The sequence below is a fragment of the Mycobacterium sp. SMC-8 genome (genome assembly GCF_025263565.1).
In the GTDB taxonomy this organism is placed as follows: domain Bacteria; phylum Actinomycetota; class Actinomycetes; order Mycobacteriales; family Mycobacteriaceae; genus Mycobacterium.
In genome coordinates, this window is the sequence record NZ_CP079865.1 from 2,782,750 (window position 1) to 2,797,038 (window position 14,289).

At 69.5% G+C, this 14,289-nt stretch carries 15 protein-coding genes and 1 pseudogene; 7 read left to right on the forward strand and 9 right to left on the reverse strand.

Going from position 1 to position 14,289, the window contains the following annotated elements; genetic code table 11:
• Window positions 1-5: 5 nt before the first annotated feature.
• Window positions 6-635, reverse strand: coding sequence for a dTDP-4-dehydrorhamnose 3,5-epimerase family protein (locus KXD97_RS13575; RefSeq protein WP_260757347.1), 630 nt, complete (start codon window positions 633-635; stop codon window positions 6-8).
• Window positions 632-1,639 (reverse strand): dTDP-glucose 4,6-dehydratase, encoded by a 1,008-nt coding sequence (gene rfbB, locus KXD97_RS13580; RefSeq protein WP_260757348.1) that lies wholly within the window; start codon window positions 1,637-1,639, stop codon window positions 632-634. Before rfbB ends, KXD97_RS13575 begins: the two co-directional genes overlap by 4 nt.
• A gap of 90 nt (window positions 1,640-1,729) precedes the next feature.
• On the opposite strand from rfbB, the gene KXD97_RS13585 reads away from it, so the two are divergent.
• A complete protein-coding gene (locus KXD97_RS13585) occupies window positions 1,730-2,407 on the forward strand; it encodes an LpqN/LpqT family lipoprotein (protein ID WP_260757349.1) in 678 nt (225 codons plus the stop codon).
• A gap of 3 nt (window positions 2,408-2,410) precedes the next feature.
• Here the strand turns inward: KXD97_RS13585 and KXD97_RS13590 are convergent, their stop codons facing one another.
• The 4 genes and pseudogenes from KXD97_RS13590 to KXD97_RS13605 all read right to left on the reverse strand — a co-directional run bounded on the left by KXD97_RS13590 (window position 2,411) and on the right by KXD97_RS13605 (window position 6,751).
• On the reverse strand, window positions 2,411-3,268 hold the full coding sequence (locus KXD97_RS13590; protein WP_260757350.1) for an LLM class F420-dependent oxidoreductase: 858 nt from the start codon (window positions 3,266-3,268) through the stop codon (window positions 2,411-2,413).
• 3 nt (window positions 3,269-3,271) lie between these two features.
• Window positions 3,272-3,445 (reverse strand): annotated as a pseudogene (locus tag KXD97_RS13595) (LLM class F420-dependent oxidoreductase); the annotation flags it as partial.
• A gap of 79 nt (window positions 3,446-3,524) precedes the next feature.
• Window positions 3,525-5,003: an ATP-binding protein gene (locus KXD97_RS13600; RefSeq protein WP_260757351.1), complete on the reverse strand. Its 1,479-nt coding sequence runs from the start codon at window positions 5,001-5,003 to the stop codon at window positions 3,525-3,527.
• An 83-nt stretch (window positions 5,004-5,086) separates the two neighbouring features.
• The gene (locus KXD97_RS13605; RefSeq protein WP_260757352.1) at window positions 5,087-6,751 is read right to left on the reverse strand and encodes an FAD-dependent oxidoreductase; all 1,665 of its coding nucleotides are present in this window, start codon (window positions 6,749-6,751) and stop codon (window positions 5,087-5,089) included.
• A 148-nt stretch (window positions 6,752-6,899) separates the two neighbouring features.
• Here KXD97_RS13605 and KXD97_RS13610 point away from each other — a divergent pair, with 148 nt between their 5' ends.
• Window positions 6,900-7,751 carry a universal stress protein gene (locus KXD97_RS13610; protein WP_260757957.1) on the forward strand — a complete coding sequence of 284 codons (852 nt, stop codon included), beginning with the start codon at window positions 6,900-6,902 and terminating at the stop codon, window positions 7,749-7,751.
• Here KXD97_RS13610 and KXD97_RS13615 read toward each other — a convergent pair whose 3' ends face one another.
• Window positions 7,752-8,423, reverse strand: coding sequence for a hypothetical protein (locus KXD97_RS13615; RefSeq protein ID WP_260757353.1), 672 nt, complete (start codon window positions 8,421-8,423; stop codon window positions 7,752-7,754).
• Between the two features lie 160 nt (window positions 8,424-8,583).
• On the opposite strand from KXD97_RS13615, the gene KXD97_RS13620 reads away from it, so the two are divergent.
• The 5 genes from KXD97_RS13620 to KXD97_RS13640 are packed head-to-tail and all read left to right on the forward strand — an operon-like array spanning window position 8,584 to window position 12,384.
• Complete coding sequence (locus KXD97_RS13620; protein WP_260757354.1) at window positions 8,584-9,249, forward strand: SRPBCC family protein; 666 nt, start codon at window positions 8,584-8,586, stop codon at window positions 9,247-9,249.
• A gap of 32 nt (window positions 9,250-9,281) precedes the next feature.
• On the forward strand, window positions 9,282-10,082 hold the full coding sequence (locus KXD97_RS13625; protein WP_260757355.1) for an HPF/RaiA family ribosome-associated protein: 801 nt from the start codon (window positions 9,282-9,284) through the stop codon (window positions 10,080-10,082).
• 45 nt (window positions 10,083-10,127) lie between these two features.
• Window positions 10,128-11,021, forward strand: a complete 894-nt coding sequence (locus tag KXD97_RS13630) for a universal stress protein (protein WP_260757356.1) — start codon at window positions 10,128-10,130, stop codon at window positions 11,019-11,021.
• A 29-nt stretch (window positions 11,022-11,050) separates the two neighbouring features.
• Complete coding sequence (locus KXD97_RS13635; protein ID WP_260757357.1) at window positions 11,051-11,638, forward strand: hypothetical protein; 588 nt, start codon at window positions 11,051-11,053, stop codon at window positions 11,636-11,638.
• Window positions 11,635-12,384 carry a universal stress protein gene (locus tag KXD97_RS13640; RefSeq protein WP_260757358.1) on the forward strand — a complete coding sequence of 250 codons (750 nt, stop codon included), beginning with the start codon at window positions 11,635-11,637 and terminating at the stop codon, window positions 12,382-12,384. Before KXD97_RS13635 ends, KXD97_RS13640 begins: the two co-directional genes overlap by 4 nt.
• Here the strand turns inward: KXD97_RS13640 and KXD97_RS13645 are convergent.
• Entirely contained in the window at window positions 12,348-13,211 is an 864-nt protein-coding gene (locus KXD97_RS13645; protein WP_260757359.1) for a universal stress protein, read from the reverse strand. The genes KXD97_RS13640 and KXD97_RS13645 overlap by 37 nt on opposite strands.
• Before the next feature lie 3 nt (window positions 13,212-13,214).
• The gene (locus KXD97_RS13650; protein WP_260757360.1) at window positions 13,215-14,198 is read right to left on the reverse strand and encodes an Acg family FMN-binding oxidoreductase; all 984 of its coding nucleotides are present in this window, start codon (window positions 14,196-14,198) and stop codon (window positions 13,215-13,217) included.
• Window positions 14,199-14,289 lie beyond the last annotated feature (91 nt).

Here is a 14,289-nt window from a genome sequence, read left to right on the forward strand (position 1 = left end):
TGGAACTATGGCCGCCGCTCCTGACGCAGTTCCGCGACGAATGCCTGCGCCTGCTCCCATGTCGGGAGCAGCCCGGCCGCGCGCGCCTGCTCGAGCGAAGGGGCGTCCCGGTCGCGGTCGGACAGGATCAGCTCGCCGGCCCAGCGGCCCGTCAGCCAGGACCGCCAGTCGATTCCCAGGGTCGGGTCCAGCGGGTCGACGGTGTGCTCGCGGACGGGGTCGTAGCCGGCCGAGCACAGGTAGCTCACCATCGAATCATCCTGCAGTGCAAGGAAAGCGTGTCCGAGTCCCTCGGAGAGATACACCGACCGGTGCGCGGTGTCGTCCAGCACGACCGCGTCCCACCGGCCGAAGGTGGGCGAGCCGACCCGGATGTCGACCACGACGTCGACGACGGCGCCCCGCATGCACGACACGTACTTGGCCTGACCCGGCGGCAACTGCGCGAAATGCACCCCGCGCAGCACCCCGGCCCGCGACACCGAGCAGTTGGCCTGCCGAAGGTCGAACCGGTGCCCGGTGATCGCGCTGAACCCGGGGTCGGTGAACCACTCGAAGAACGCCCCCCGCGCGTCGCTGTGCACCACGGGCGTGATCTCCCACGCGCCGGGGACGTCGAGCTCGCGCACGTTCACTGCCGTCGCTCCTCGTACGTTGCCTCCACAGCGTCTTTGAGTGGGCCCCACCAGGATTCGTTGTCGCGGTACCACTCGATGGTGTCGCGCAGCCCGCTTTCGAAGTCGGTGTGCTCCGGTCGCCAGCCGAGTTCGTCCCGAAGAGGGGTGGGGTCGATGGCATAGCGCAGGTCGTGGCCGGCCCGGTCGGTCACGTGGTCGAAGTCGTCGGGGGAGCGGCCCATCAGGCGCAGGATGGTCCGCATCACCGTCAGGTTGTCGCGTTCGCCGTCGGCGCCGATCAGGTAGGTGCGCCCGAGCGTCCCGTCGGTCAGGATCCGCCACACCGCGCTGTTGTGGTCGTCGACGTGGATCCAGTCACGCACGTTCGCCCCGGTGCCGTACAGCTTGGGACGCCGTCCGGTCAGCACGTTGGTGATCTGGCGCGGGATGAACTTCTCCACATGCTGATAGGGCCCGTAGTTGTTGGAGCAGTTCGACAGGGTCGCGGCCACCCGGTAGGACCGCACCCACGCGCGCACCAGCATGTCGGCCGCCGCCTTGGTCGACGAATAGGGGCTCGACGGGTTGTACGGGGTGGATTCGGTGAAGCGGGCCGGATCGTCGAGCGCCAGGTCCCCGTACACTTCGTCGGTCGAAATATGGTGCAGCCGTATCGGTCTCGTGGTGGATGCATGCCGGATGGCCTCCAGGACCGTGAAGGTGCCGAGCACATTCGAGTGCACGAACGGTTCCGGGTCGGCCAGGGCGTTGTCGACGTGCGTCTCGGCGGCGAAATGCACGACCGCATCGGCGTCGGCGACGAGTGTGCCGACCAGCGCGGCATCGGTGACATCGCCTTCGACGAGGCGGATCTCGGAGTCCACCCCGCGCAGCGACTCGCGGCTACCGGCATAGGTCAGCGAATCCAACACCGTCAGGCGTACGTCGGGACGCTGCCGCACAGCTCGGCGCACGAAATTGGCTCCGATGAATCCCGCGCCGCCGGTCACCAGCAACCGCATGGCCACCGAGCCTATCTACCGCAAATGACGCTGGCATCCACCGCCCTGTGTTCTCCTAGGACGGTGGGCCGTCAGCACAGGGGAGAGCACATGCGGATTTCGGCGACGGTGAGCGTTCTCGGCGCCCTCGCGGTGGTGATCGGCGTGGCCGGGTGCGGCTCCGGCGGCGACGGTGATGGCGGTGCGACCACCGACACGGCGGCCAGTTCGGCCTCCGAGACGAGTACCTCGGCCGCCGGCGGCCAGACCGTCGGCGACTACCTGACCGCCAACGGCGTCACCCAGACCATCGTCAAGGCCGGCGACCCCGGGGTGCCGGGCGTGGAGCTGCCCATGCCCGACGGCTGGGAACCGGTCACCGACGCCAGTGACGTGCCGCAGGACGTCTACGGCGCGATCTATCTGAGCGCGGGCAAGGGCACCCAGAACCCGCCGGCGATTCTGGCCCGGATGGCGCGGCTGGACGGCGGCACCTTTGACGTCGCCACGATTCTGGAGCTGGCCCCGAACGCGGTGACCCGTCTTCCCGGCTGGGACGGCCCGGTCACCGGCACGCCGAGCGAGCTGGGCGGCTTCCAGGCCACCGCGATCGCCGGGCAGGCCGACGTCGACGGCACACCGAACTTCGTGGCGCGCAAGACCGTGGTGATCCCCGGTCCCGAGAACACCTTCCTGCTGGCCCTTGACGCGCAGGGGCCGGTGGATCAGCGGCAGGCGCTGACGGATGCGATGGCCGTCATCGACGAGCGCACCACGATATCGCCGTAGCGCTCAGCGGGTCAGTTCCAGCGGGCCGGCCAGTTCCTCCAGGGTCGACAACAACTCGTTGTCGCCACCGAGCACCTGGATGGCGACGTGGTCCGCACCGGCGGCCAGGTGTTCGTTCAGCCGCGCGGCGATGTCCTCCGGCGACCCGTGCGCGACCACCGCGTCGATGAACCGGTCGCTGCCGGGCCGGGTCAGGTCCTCGTCGGTGAAGCCGAGCCGTTTCCAGTTGTTCAGGTAATTGGACAGCCCGAGATAGAAGTCCACGGCCTCCCGGCCGATCTCGCGGGCCTTCTCGGCGTCATTGGTCAGCACCACCTTGTGCTCCGGGGCGAGAAACACTCTGGGGCCCAGCAATTCGCGGGCCTGGCCGGTGTGCACGGGCGTGGTCAGGTAGGGGTGGGCGCCGGCGCTGCGCTGCGCGGCCAACTGCAGCACCTTCGGGCCCAGCGCGGCGATCACCCGCCTGCTGGTCGGCACCTTCGCGGCGTCCAGCTTGTCGAGGTAGTCGACCAGCGCCCGGTACGGCTTGGTGTACTCCTGGGTGTGCTCCGGGTGCCCCACCCCGACCCCGAGCAGGAACCGTCCCGGGAACGCGTTCTCGATCCGGTGATAGGACTCGGCCACCTCGTCGGCGTCGGCGGTCCAGATGTTCACGATGCCCGTCGCGACTTGAAGCGACTCCGTCTTCTCCAGGATCGGCTCGACGAACGCCAGGTCCGCCGCCGGTGACTTGCCGACCCACACCGCGCCGTACCCGAGCTTCTCGATCTCGACGGCCTGATCCGGCGACACCGGCGTACCGGTCCAGACGCCGAAGCGGCCCAGGGCGGGCTTCAGCGACGGGCCCTCACTTTCGGTCATGCTCTATCCCTTTCCTCGCAATCCGAGCGGCCCGGCGAGCTTGGCCAGTGCACGCACCAGCTTGTCGGGACCTGCATCCAGGTGCTCGCTGAGCCGGGCCGCGATGGAGTCGACGGAGCCGTAGGCCACGCCGTCCACCAGACGGTCACTACCCGGTTTCGCCACGTTCTGATCGGTGAGCGCATCGATCGGTCTACGTTACTCCTGATGTGACTCGCGGTGGCCGACGCCGAATCTGCCCAGCTCGGGCTTGATGTCACTCGTTGAGGGCGGCCTCTGCCGGGTTCCGCGGCGCCGGCGCCTGCCACGGCAGGGACACGATGAACCGGGTGTTGCCGGGAACGGATTCCACGGTCAGGTGGCCGTGGTGCTTCTCGACGACGATGCGCCAGGCCAGGTCCAGGCCCAGGCCGGTGCCCTCGCCGAACGGCTTGGTGGTGAAGAACGGGGTGAAGATCCGGTCGATGACGTCCTCCGGGATGCCCGGTCCGTCGTCGCAGATCTCGACGACCACGCCGGCGTCGCTGCTCTGGCGGTAGGTGCGGATGGTCAGCGTGCCGTGCCCGTCCATCGCCTGGATCGCGTTGTCGATGATGTTGGTCCACACCTGGTTGAGATCGCCTGGATAGCACTGCAATTCGGGCAGCGTGGGATCCTTGTCCCACACCAGCTTGACCGCATCGTCCTTGCCGACCTTGTCGCCGAAGATCGTCTTGATCGTGCTGTAGATCAGCTCGTGGACGTTGGCGCTCTGATATTCGGCGCGGTCCATCTGCGAGTACTGCTTGGCGCCGGCCAGCAGCGCCGAGATGCGCTTGCTGGCCTCGGCGATCTGGTTCATCAGCAGCTCGTTGTCGATGGTGTACTTCAGCCAGCCGATCGCCCCGGGCAGTGTCGCCGAGCAGTCCACGTCGTCGATCGAGGCCTCGACCCGCTCCAGCCAGTCGACGTCGAGACCGGCCTCCACGAACGTCGGCGCGTAATCCCAGGCCGCCGAGATGCCGTGCGCCTCCAGCCAGTCGCCGATCTGATCCTCGCGGTCGGAGGTCTCCAATGCGGTGAGTTCCTGCGACTTCGACTTGGCGACCTGCTCGGCCACCTCGTCCTGGATGCTGACCAGTACCTTCAACGCCGCCGGGGTGAACTTGCCGTCGGCGAGCATCGCGAGCTTGTGCCGCATCTTGCCGACCCCCTCGCGCAGGTCGGCGACTGCGCGGGCGGTGGCGCCGGCCGGGTTGTTGAGCTGATGGGTCAGCCCGGCCGACAGCTGCCCGAGCGCGAGCAGCTTCTCCCGCTGGCCGAGGATCTGACGCTGCCGCAAACCGCCGACCATGTGGCCCTCCAGCAGATGCACCGCCATCGGGAATTCCTTCTGCATGAACTCCGCGAACGCCTCCGCATCGAGCACGAAGAACCGCGACGGCCGCGTCACCCGCACCGAGGCCTGGTAGACATGCTCCTCGCCGGGAATGTAGGCCGACCAGGCGCCGCAGTACACGCCGCGCTGGGAGGTCCGGTTGGTCTCGATGTCCACGCCGCCGGAGCGCTTCGACATCACCAGCTCACCTTCGATGAGTACGTAGAAGCAGGTCGCCGGGTCACCTTCGGTGTGGACCGGTCCCGGCTCGAACGTCGCGATGTGACCGTTGGCGCACAACGTCGCCAACTGCTCGTCGGTCAGTGCCTCGAACAGGAACAGGGTGCGCAGTTCCTCGGGCAGACACTTCTCACCCATGTGGATCCTTCCTACAGAGGCGGTGACGTAGTGAACGCCTGTCGCCGGGCGTTGATTCCGCCCGCCTCACGGTGGGCATGTGCTCACGTCTCGGCCAGATAGCGATGCACGAGCATGACCGCCATCGACCCCTCACCCACGGCCGCGGCGACCCGTTTGGCCGAGTCGGCGCGGACGTCGCCGGCGACGAACACCCCCGGCACGCTGGACTCCAGGTGGTGCGGTGGCCGGTCCAGCATCCAGCCGCTGACGTCGCGCAGGTCCGGCCCGGCCAGGATGAAGCCGTGGTCGTCGCGCACCACGACCCCGTCGAGCCACTCGGTGCGCGGCTCGGCACCGATGAAGATGAACATCCGTCCGCACGAGAAGTCCGCGCGTTCCCCGGTCTGGGTGTTCTCCAGGCAGATGCCCTCGAGGTGGCCGTCGCCCTTCACCGCGTGCACCACGGTGTGGGGCATCTCTTTGATGTTGTCCTGGGCCCGGATCTGCTGGATCAGGTAGTGCGACATCGAGTCTTCGAGCGTGCGCCTGCTGACGATCGTCACCGATTTCGCGGTACGCGCCAGGTACATCGCGGCCTGGCCGGCCGAGTTCGCCCCGCCGATGACGTACACCTCGTCGTCGTCGCAGTCGGCGGCCACCGAGGCCGTCGCGCCGTAGTAGACGCCGGCGCCGGTCAGGTCCGCGCAGCCTTCGGCCGGCAGCTGCCGGTACTCCACCCCCATCGCCAGGATCACCGCGCGCGTGCCGATGAGGCGGCCGTCGGACAGGTGCACCGTGCGGGCGTTGCCGTCGACGTCGAGCTTGGTGACCTCGGCGGCGGTGATCAGCTCGGCCTCGAACTTCTCGGCCTGTCTGCGGGCCCGCTCGGCGAGCTGCGCACCGGACAGCCCGTCGGGGAACCCGAGATAGTTCTCGATGCGCGAACTCTGTCCGGCCTGACCGCCGGTGGCGGTGCGCTCGATGAGCACGGTCTTGAGCCCCTCCGACGCGCCGTAGACCGCCGCGGCCAGCCCCGCGGGCCCCCCGCCGATGACGACGAGGTCGTAGAAATCCCCGGACGGGGTGGTGGTCAGGCCCAGCGTCGCCGCAATCTCGGCGTCGGTCGGGTCGATCAGCGTCTCGCCCTGCTCGGTGATCACCACCGGCAGCGTCAGTCCGTCCTGGCCGGCCGCCTCAAGCAGCGCCGCACCCTTGGGCTCGTCGGAGCGGAACCACGTGTAGTACAGGCGATTCCGGGCCAGGAACTCACGTACCTCGGACGAGCGGGCGTTCCACGGGTGCCCGATGATCTTGGTGTGCGGGATCGCCCGGTCCCCGGTGGAGCGCCACGCCTCGATCAACGCGTCGATCACCGGGTACAGCTTCTCCTCCGGCGGGTCCCACGGTTTGAGCAGGTAGTGGTCGAGGTCGACGACGTTGATCGCGTCGATCGCGGCATGGGTGTCGGCGTACGCGGTCAGCAGCACCCTGCGCGCCATCGGGAAGATGTCCATCGCCGCTTCGAGGAACTCGATGCCGCTCATCTGCGGCATCCGGTAGTCGGCGACGAACACGGCCACCGTCTCACCCCGCAGCTTCAGCTCGTTGAGGGTCTCCAGCGCGTCGGGACCCGATTCCGCGCGCACGATGCGGAACTTCTCGCCGTAGTGCCGGCGCAGGTCGCGGGCCACGGCGCGCGACACCGCGGGGTCGTCGTCGACGGTCAGGATCACAGGCTTGCGGGGCTGGTGGTCAGGTCCGGTCATCGCATCAAGTATGCGCGGTCTGTCCAGCGCAAATCGGGTGCGGGGCGACAGAGGTATTTAGTCCCTAGCGACGCCGGGGCGCGAATTCCTATCGTCGGTGCGGACGGTGTTGATGGCCGCAGCTACGACCGTGACGGGGGAGGTGCGGATGCCGGTCAGCGTGATGGTCGGATACGACGGGTCGCCGGCCGCCAATGCGGCCATCAACACCGGCGGGTTGCTGTTCCCGAACGCGCACGCGTGGGTGGCGCACATCTGGACGCCGCCGTTCGCCAGTACGAAACTGCGGCGGCGGCTGCGTGGCGTCGCGCAGAGCACCGACGAACTGGTGGAGTTGATCGAGCGCGAAGGGACGCGCGAGGCCGAGGCGATCGCCGCGACGGGGGTCGCGCTCGCCACGGCCGCCGAGTGGGATGCCGAGCCGATCGTCAAACGCACGATCGGTTCGGACGGACTGCGGTTGGCGCAACTGGCGGAGAAACTGGACACCGACGTGATCATCGTCGGGGATCGCGGTCTTGAGCTCAGCGACGCGGTGCTCGGCGCCGTGTGCGACATGGTCGTGCACTACGCCACCGTTCCCGTGCTGGTGGTTCCGTATCCGCTGCTGGCCGAGGAGGTCGACGCGCTTTCCCACGGGCCCGTCGTGGTGGGCTACGACGGGTCGGCCGGTGCCGAGGCGGCGGTCGACAGTGTCCGGCGTCTGTTCCCGGACCGGCGGATGATCCTGGCGGCCGCGCCCGACGAAGATGGCGATGTCGTGCCCGGCCCCGCGGCGCAGGGACTGCAGATCGTGCCGCTGAAGGAGCCCTCCGGCATCGGACGGTTACGCGAACGCGCGGTCGCCGGCGAACTGCTTGCGTGCGCCCGCGACCACGGGGCCGCCGTGCTCGCCGTCGGTTCCCGCGGCCGGTCGGCGACGCGGGAGATCCTGCTGGGCAGCGTCGCCGTCGGGGTCGTGCACCGATCGCAACGGCCGGTGCTGGTGGTGCACAGCTGATCAGATCACGTACGCGGGAGTGCCTGCGGCGATCTCCTGCCGGCGCGAACGCTCGGCGCGCTGCCTGATACCCCGCATCATCTTCTGCTCCATCACGAAATGCGGGATGTCGAACCAGAAGTGGCCGACCGCGCCGCCGCTGCCGCGGGCCAGCAGCCGGGTCCGGCCGACCTCGCGGTGCAGGATGAAAGACCAACAGCCGGAGGCTTTTTCGCCGCGCTTGATCAGCTCGTAGTCAGCCGGGGACACGAGAACCAGGTGTGATCTCGGTTCCACGGCCGCCACGATCTGCCGGGCGTCCGGGCCGTACCTGCGAGCCAACCACACCGTGTCCCCGACCTGCAGCTGCTGCCACTCCGGGTGGATGGCGTCGGCGTTGTGCATGTCGGCGCCGGCTGCGCGCTCCAGCAGCGCGTAGCTGTAGAAGCCGGCCCGGTCCTCTCCGATCTGCACCAGCCACGGCCACACGTCGTGCCGTGGGGCCTGGATCGTCACCGCTCGGGTCGTCCGCGGTGTTGCCGGATCCACGAGTTCATCGCCGGGCAGGGTGGCGGCAACCTCGTCGGCGTCGGCGCCCCAGGTGTGGATCCACGGCCGCACATGCGCCCGGTACAGCGCCGCGACACCGATGGCCGCCAGGACATCTGCCAACAATGGTCGTTGCTTTCCCATACCCGGACGGTATGGCTGCGACGCCGGTCCGCGGTAGAGGCGAAAGTCAGCCGGAGCCAGGACCCATGGTCCCGTGGCGCCCTGGGCCGTTCGGTGGGCCCGAGCGCGCGAAGGACTACCGGCCCTAGTGCGCGACCGCCGTGCGCGCGAAGGTGAGGACATGGCGAACCGAATGGTCAAAGCCGCTGTGGCAGCAGCGGTGCTGTACGGCGCGCGGCGCTATTTCCGCGACTGGGGGACCACCAAGGAGGAGTCATCGGGCCGTCTCGCAGGTGACGAGTTGCTGGGTCCGCCGGTGCTGCAGGCCACCGAGGCGGTCTCGATCGATGCGCCTGCCGACGCGGTCTGGCCGTGGCTGGTGCAGATGGGTCAGGATCGCGGCGGGCTGTACAGCTTCGAAATGCTGGAGAACGCAGCGGGTTTGGACTACCACAACGCCGATACCATCCACCCCGAGTGGCAGCACCTGGCCGTCGGAGACTCCGTCCGGCTGGTGCCCAGAAAGTGGTTCGGTCTGGCCGACGGCGTGGAGATGACCGTCGCGCGGATCACCGCACCGCAGTCGATCGTGTTGCGGGCGGCGCCACCGAGGTTGCCGTGGGAGATGGTGTGGTCGTTTCAGCTGATCCCGCACCGGGACGACCACTGCCGGTTGCTGATCAGATCGCGTCTGGCACTGCGCCATCCGGGCGAGGTGGTGCTGGCCGAACTGATCGGGCCGGCGCGGGCGTTCGTCACCCGCGGCATCCTGCTCGGCGTCAAACGACGCGCGGAACGCAGCACGGTGGCGGCGACGGCGACGGCGACGGAGGACCTTCGGCCCTAACGTGCTGCGACGCCACGGCGTACCAACGAGTCATGAGCAACCGAGTAGAGGCGTCTCCGGCCGTCGACGTCGATGTGACGACACACGGCGAGTTTCCGGGCGCTGCCGACTACGCGCAGGCCAAGATCGGCGGATTGTCCCGCCTGGCCCGCAGGCCGGTGACCTACGCGCGTGTCCGACTGACCCGGCGGCACGACCCGGCGGTGGAGCGACCGGTGATCGCTCAGGCGAATCTCGAGGTCGGCGGGTTTCTCGTGCGCGCGCAGGTCGAGGCGGTCACCGCGCGGGAGGCGGTCGACGAGCTGGAAGCGCGCTTGCGTCGCCGGTTGAAACACCTGGCCGAGCGCTGGGATGCGCCGCGCGGCCCGGATGCGGCTCCGCCGTGGCGGCACGAGGAGAAGGCGCAGCGGAGTCCCCGGGCTCTGGAAAGGACGGCGCCGGAGCCCAGGCTGGTGCGCCGCAAGTCCTACGCCATGGCGCCGTGCACGGTCGACGAGGCCGTGACGGAGATGGAACTGCTCGATTACGACTTCCACCTGTTCACCGAAAGCGGTTCGGGCACAGCGGCGGTCATCTACCGGTCGGGGCCCACGGGATACCGTCTGGCGTTGGTGGCGCCGGCCCTGGCCGGTGAGGTAACCCCGTATCGGGAACTCGTGACGATCAGCCCGCACCCGCTTCCCTGCCTGCGCGAGCAGGATGCGCTCGAGCGCCTTGCCCTGCTCGACCTGCCGTTCCTGTTCTTCGTCGACGCCGCACAGGGCCGGGCCAGCGTGCTGTACCGGCGCTTCGACGGTGACTACGGGTTGCTCACCCCGGCAGGGGCTCCGTGATGACGACCGTCTCGCCGGCTCACATCCCGAACGAAAGGTGACACAGTGTCTCTCCCTGTGAACAGGCCGTACGGCGTAGTCGCGGCGGTCGACGGCTCACCGACCTCGCTGGCGGCGGCGCAGTGGGCGGCACGCGAGGCGTCGCTGCGGGATGTGCCCATCACGCTGGTCCATGTCCAACCGACCGACGAGATCGGCCCGTGGCTGGACGTGCCGGTGACACCCCAGTACACCGAGGCGCTCGACCGCCGTTCGGCTGAGATCATCGCGGAATCGGTCAAAGCCGTCTCCGCGGCCCTGCAGGATCGGCGTCAGGTGCCGGTCAAGGAACTGACCCTGTCCGGTCGGGTGAAAGCGGTGCTGGTCGATGCGTCCGAGCAGGCCGACCTGCTGGTCGTCGGTTGCCGGGGCCTCAGTGCGCTGGGGCGGCTTCTGCTGGGGTCCACCACCACCTCGATGCTGCATCACTCCCGGTGCCCGGTCGCGGTGATCCATGACGAGCAGCCGCGCACCGACGGGGATCTGTCGGCGCCGGTGGTCGTCGGTGTCGACGCGTCACCGGCTTCGGAACCGACGTTGGCGCTGGCCTTCGACGAGGCGTCACGGCGCGGGGTCGGGCTCGTCGCGGTGCACACCTGGATGAACAGAGCCGATTTCTACGTCGACGTGGCCGTCGGGGACCTGGCGGCGCAGGCCGACGAAGAACTGGCCCAGCGCCTGGCGGGATGGGGTGAGCGGTACCCCGACGTCCTGGTTCGGCGGGTGGTGGCACAGGACCATCCGGCGCACCGGCTGATCGAGGAGTCGCGACGGGCCCAACTGCTGGTCGTCGGCAGCCACGGTAGAGGCGGGTTCGCCGGCCTGCTGCTCGGCTCGGTCAGCAGCGCCGTGGCGCAGGCGGCGCGCATCCCTGTGATCGTGGCGCGCGGCGCTGACTGAGGCCGACCCATCGCAGACCGGAGCCCGTTATGCAGACCTTCACCCTCGGCCTCGGTGTCTGGCTACGTCGCCTCCTGTCCCGCAGCCCTCTCGTCCGGCCGACCGACCGCGTCGAGGCGACCGCGGTGATGCTGATCGTCGTCGCGAGCGTGCTGACCGTTCCGGTCGCCGGGGCGGTCGGCACCGCCGAATACGACCGCCTGGCACATGCTTTCGCCGCGCAACGGCTCTCTTACCGGGCAGTCGAGGCGACCGTGGTGCAGGACAGCCGGGCGGCGCCTCAGCCTTACGAGAAGCCGTACCTGACCGAAGTCGGCTGGAACTTCGCGGGTGTCGCGCACACCGCCGGGATCAGGACGTACCGGATGAGCGCCGGCGAGCAGCTGACGATATCGGTGCGCGAATCCGGGGAACTGGTCGAGAAGGTGCAGACCGACGAGGACGCCGCCGCCCAGGCGGTCATCGTCGCGCTCGGGGTGTGGTCGGCGGTGACCGGTCTGGGGGCGGCGACCTGGCTGCTGCTGCGCCTGCGGCTCGACCATCTTCGGTTCGCGGCGTGGGACCGGGATCTCGACGACCTCGCCGACAACGGCGGCCGCAGGAACAACCCGACATGAGCACAGAACCGCCGCTGGCTCACGCGCCGGTGGTCGTCGGTGTCGACGGATCCCGGGCGGCGATCAACGCCGTGCAGTGGGCCGCCGCCGAGGCGCTCGCCCTGGGCGTGTGCCTGCGCCTCGTGCACGTCGTCGCGACACCGGCGCCGGACGACGACGTGCTCGCGCGGGCCCTGGAGCGGGCCGAAGCCGCGGCGGGACGGTCCGGGCTGCAGGTGGAAACCGCGTCGGAACCCGGCACACCCGGGGAGATCCTGCTGCGGGAGTCCCGGCACGCGTCGATGATCTGTGTCGGCTCCCGGCCGGTCGAGGACTCCGAGTCGGAGTTGGTCGGCCCGACCGCACGGGCGCTGGCCGAAGCGGCGGGCTGTCCGGTCGCGATCATCAGGACTGGACGAGACGGTTCACCGCGGACCGACGGCGTGATCTCGGTGGTGCTCTCCGACGACGACGACAGCGACGCCGCCGTGGGCCTGGCGATGCACGAGGGCCGGCTCCGTCACGCGACCGTGCGGCAGATCGACCGGCGCACCGGCAGCTGGGTGCGGCGGTACCCGGACGTGCACGTCGAGCTGGTCGCCGCGGGCACCGGCCGGCAGTACACCCGAAACGAACTGTCCGGCAACGGGGTCGGACTTGCCGTGGTGGGACGCCGGGACGCTCAGGAGCTGGCCGGGGTGGGCAGGTGCAACTGCCATCCGATCCCCGGCTACCCGGACTGCTCGCTGTTGCTGGTCCGGTCTTGAGGCGCGGGTTCAGGGGGACCATCGCAGATCAGGATGTCGAATCCGCAATCGACGCACGGGGTGAGCAGTTCGGCGACATCGGCCGCCCGTTCGTGGGGCAGCACTGCCAGCCGGATGCTCTTACGGTGCCGGGCAAAATAATTGAGGATGCTTCCGGGGATCGCGGTGACGTGTACATCGAGCTCCGGGTGCTGTCGGCGCCACGGAGCCAGCCGGCGCTCCCACCGGGTCCGGACCAGACGGTTCTTTCTGGCCACCGCGTGATCGTCGTAGATGTCCGGGTAGCGGGACGGCCACGCCGCCACGACGCGCAGCGGGGCGTTGCGGAGCAGAGACTCGTCGACCGCGCGTGACAGCGTCGCGTCGTCGGGCGGGGACTCGCCGATTTCGGCCACCACCCAGCGCGCGCTGCGGAGGTGGTCCGTCGAGTGGATGATCGCCACCGGGCAGCGGGCCGACGATGCCACCTCGGCGACGGTGGATCTGACCTGGCGGTTCCCGTGAGAGGGGTCGGTGAAGCCCAGACAGAGCAGGGCCGCATCGCGTGACGCGGCGGCCAGGATGGGCGCCGTTGCGCCACAGACGATCTGGGCCTCCACCCGGACCGGCGTGCCGACGGCCTCGACGGCGGCGAGCGCGCTGTGGACGATGTGGCCGGCGCGGGCGAGGTCATCGGCACCGACCTGGCCGCCCGCCGTCGTGGCGACGGCGTGCACGAGGCGCAACGGGAGATCTCTGCTGGTGGCCTCGTCGATGGCCCAGACCGCGGCCGCGGTACCGGTTCGGGAGCCGTCGATCCCGACGAGCACCGCCGGCGACCTGGACACGGCTCAGTCCCTGACCTGGAGGACGTCCGAGACCGCACGGCGAGGGGTCGGCGGTTCGAGCCCACGGTCGGCAGGGGCCGAACCCACGCGGATCAACAGCTGCGGAGATCTCTGCGCGCCGGTCAGCCCCGCGACGGTCTTCCGGCTCTCCGCGATCTCGGTCAGGTGGGACAGCGTGCACGTCGCCAGTCCCACCATGGTCGCGTCGAGGAGGAACGACGAGAGCATCTCCCCGCACCGCAGCAGACTGTCCCGATCGTCATCCCCGGTCGACAGCACGACCACCTTGGCGCGGTCCTCGGTGATCTCCGCGCGCCGATCACCGTGACCCGCGGGCGGGAAGTCGCGGCCGATGTCGGTGTCATCGCGCTCGGCCGGGGACAGCAGCGCCGACGACGGGATCCCCTCGGCCACCTCGACATCGGCGGTCCACCCGACGAGTTCGGCGTGATAGTCGGAGTCGTAGCGCCGTGCCGCCCTGGTCAGCTCCGAGGCCTTTACGAGCGCGGCCCGCGCCTCGTCGGGGAGGACGTGCAGGGACACCCCGGCGGTGCCCGGCGCCTGGGCGAGTTCCCGCAGAAATCCGTCCCAGTCGGGCGGTTCGGCGAACGGCAGCCGATCGGTGTGCCGGCGCAGGATGGCATTGGCACGGCGGCGGTGGGCGTCGGTGACGAAATCCATGGGGCTGAAGTCCACGGACGCCAGGTGGTCGCGGTTGTTCGGGTTCGGGAACCGGTCGGTGTTTGCCCGCCAGCCCGCCGCCGCCATGGCCACCCGGAAATGGTCGAGCGCCGCTCCGCAGCTGATCACCAGCTCCCGCCCGGTGGGGTCGGTGTGCCGCGGGGCCGCGGCGTCGTCGAGGAAGAGCATCACCGCCACACCGTCGGTGACCCACCGCCACGGCTGGCTGTTGTGCAGGGACGGCGCGCGGGAGGCCAGGGCCACGGCGTCGGTGATGACCTCGATGTCCACGGCCGTGTCGCGCATCTGAAAACCTCCGTCCGGCCCCTCCACTGTGACCGGAGCCGGTCGGAGCGTCCAGGGCCAATGGTCCTCAGCGCCGGGACCGGGTGGCCCT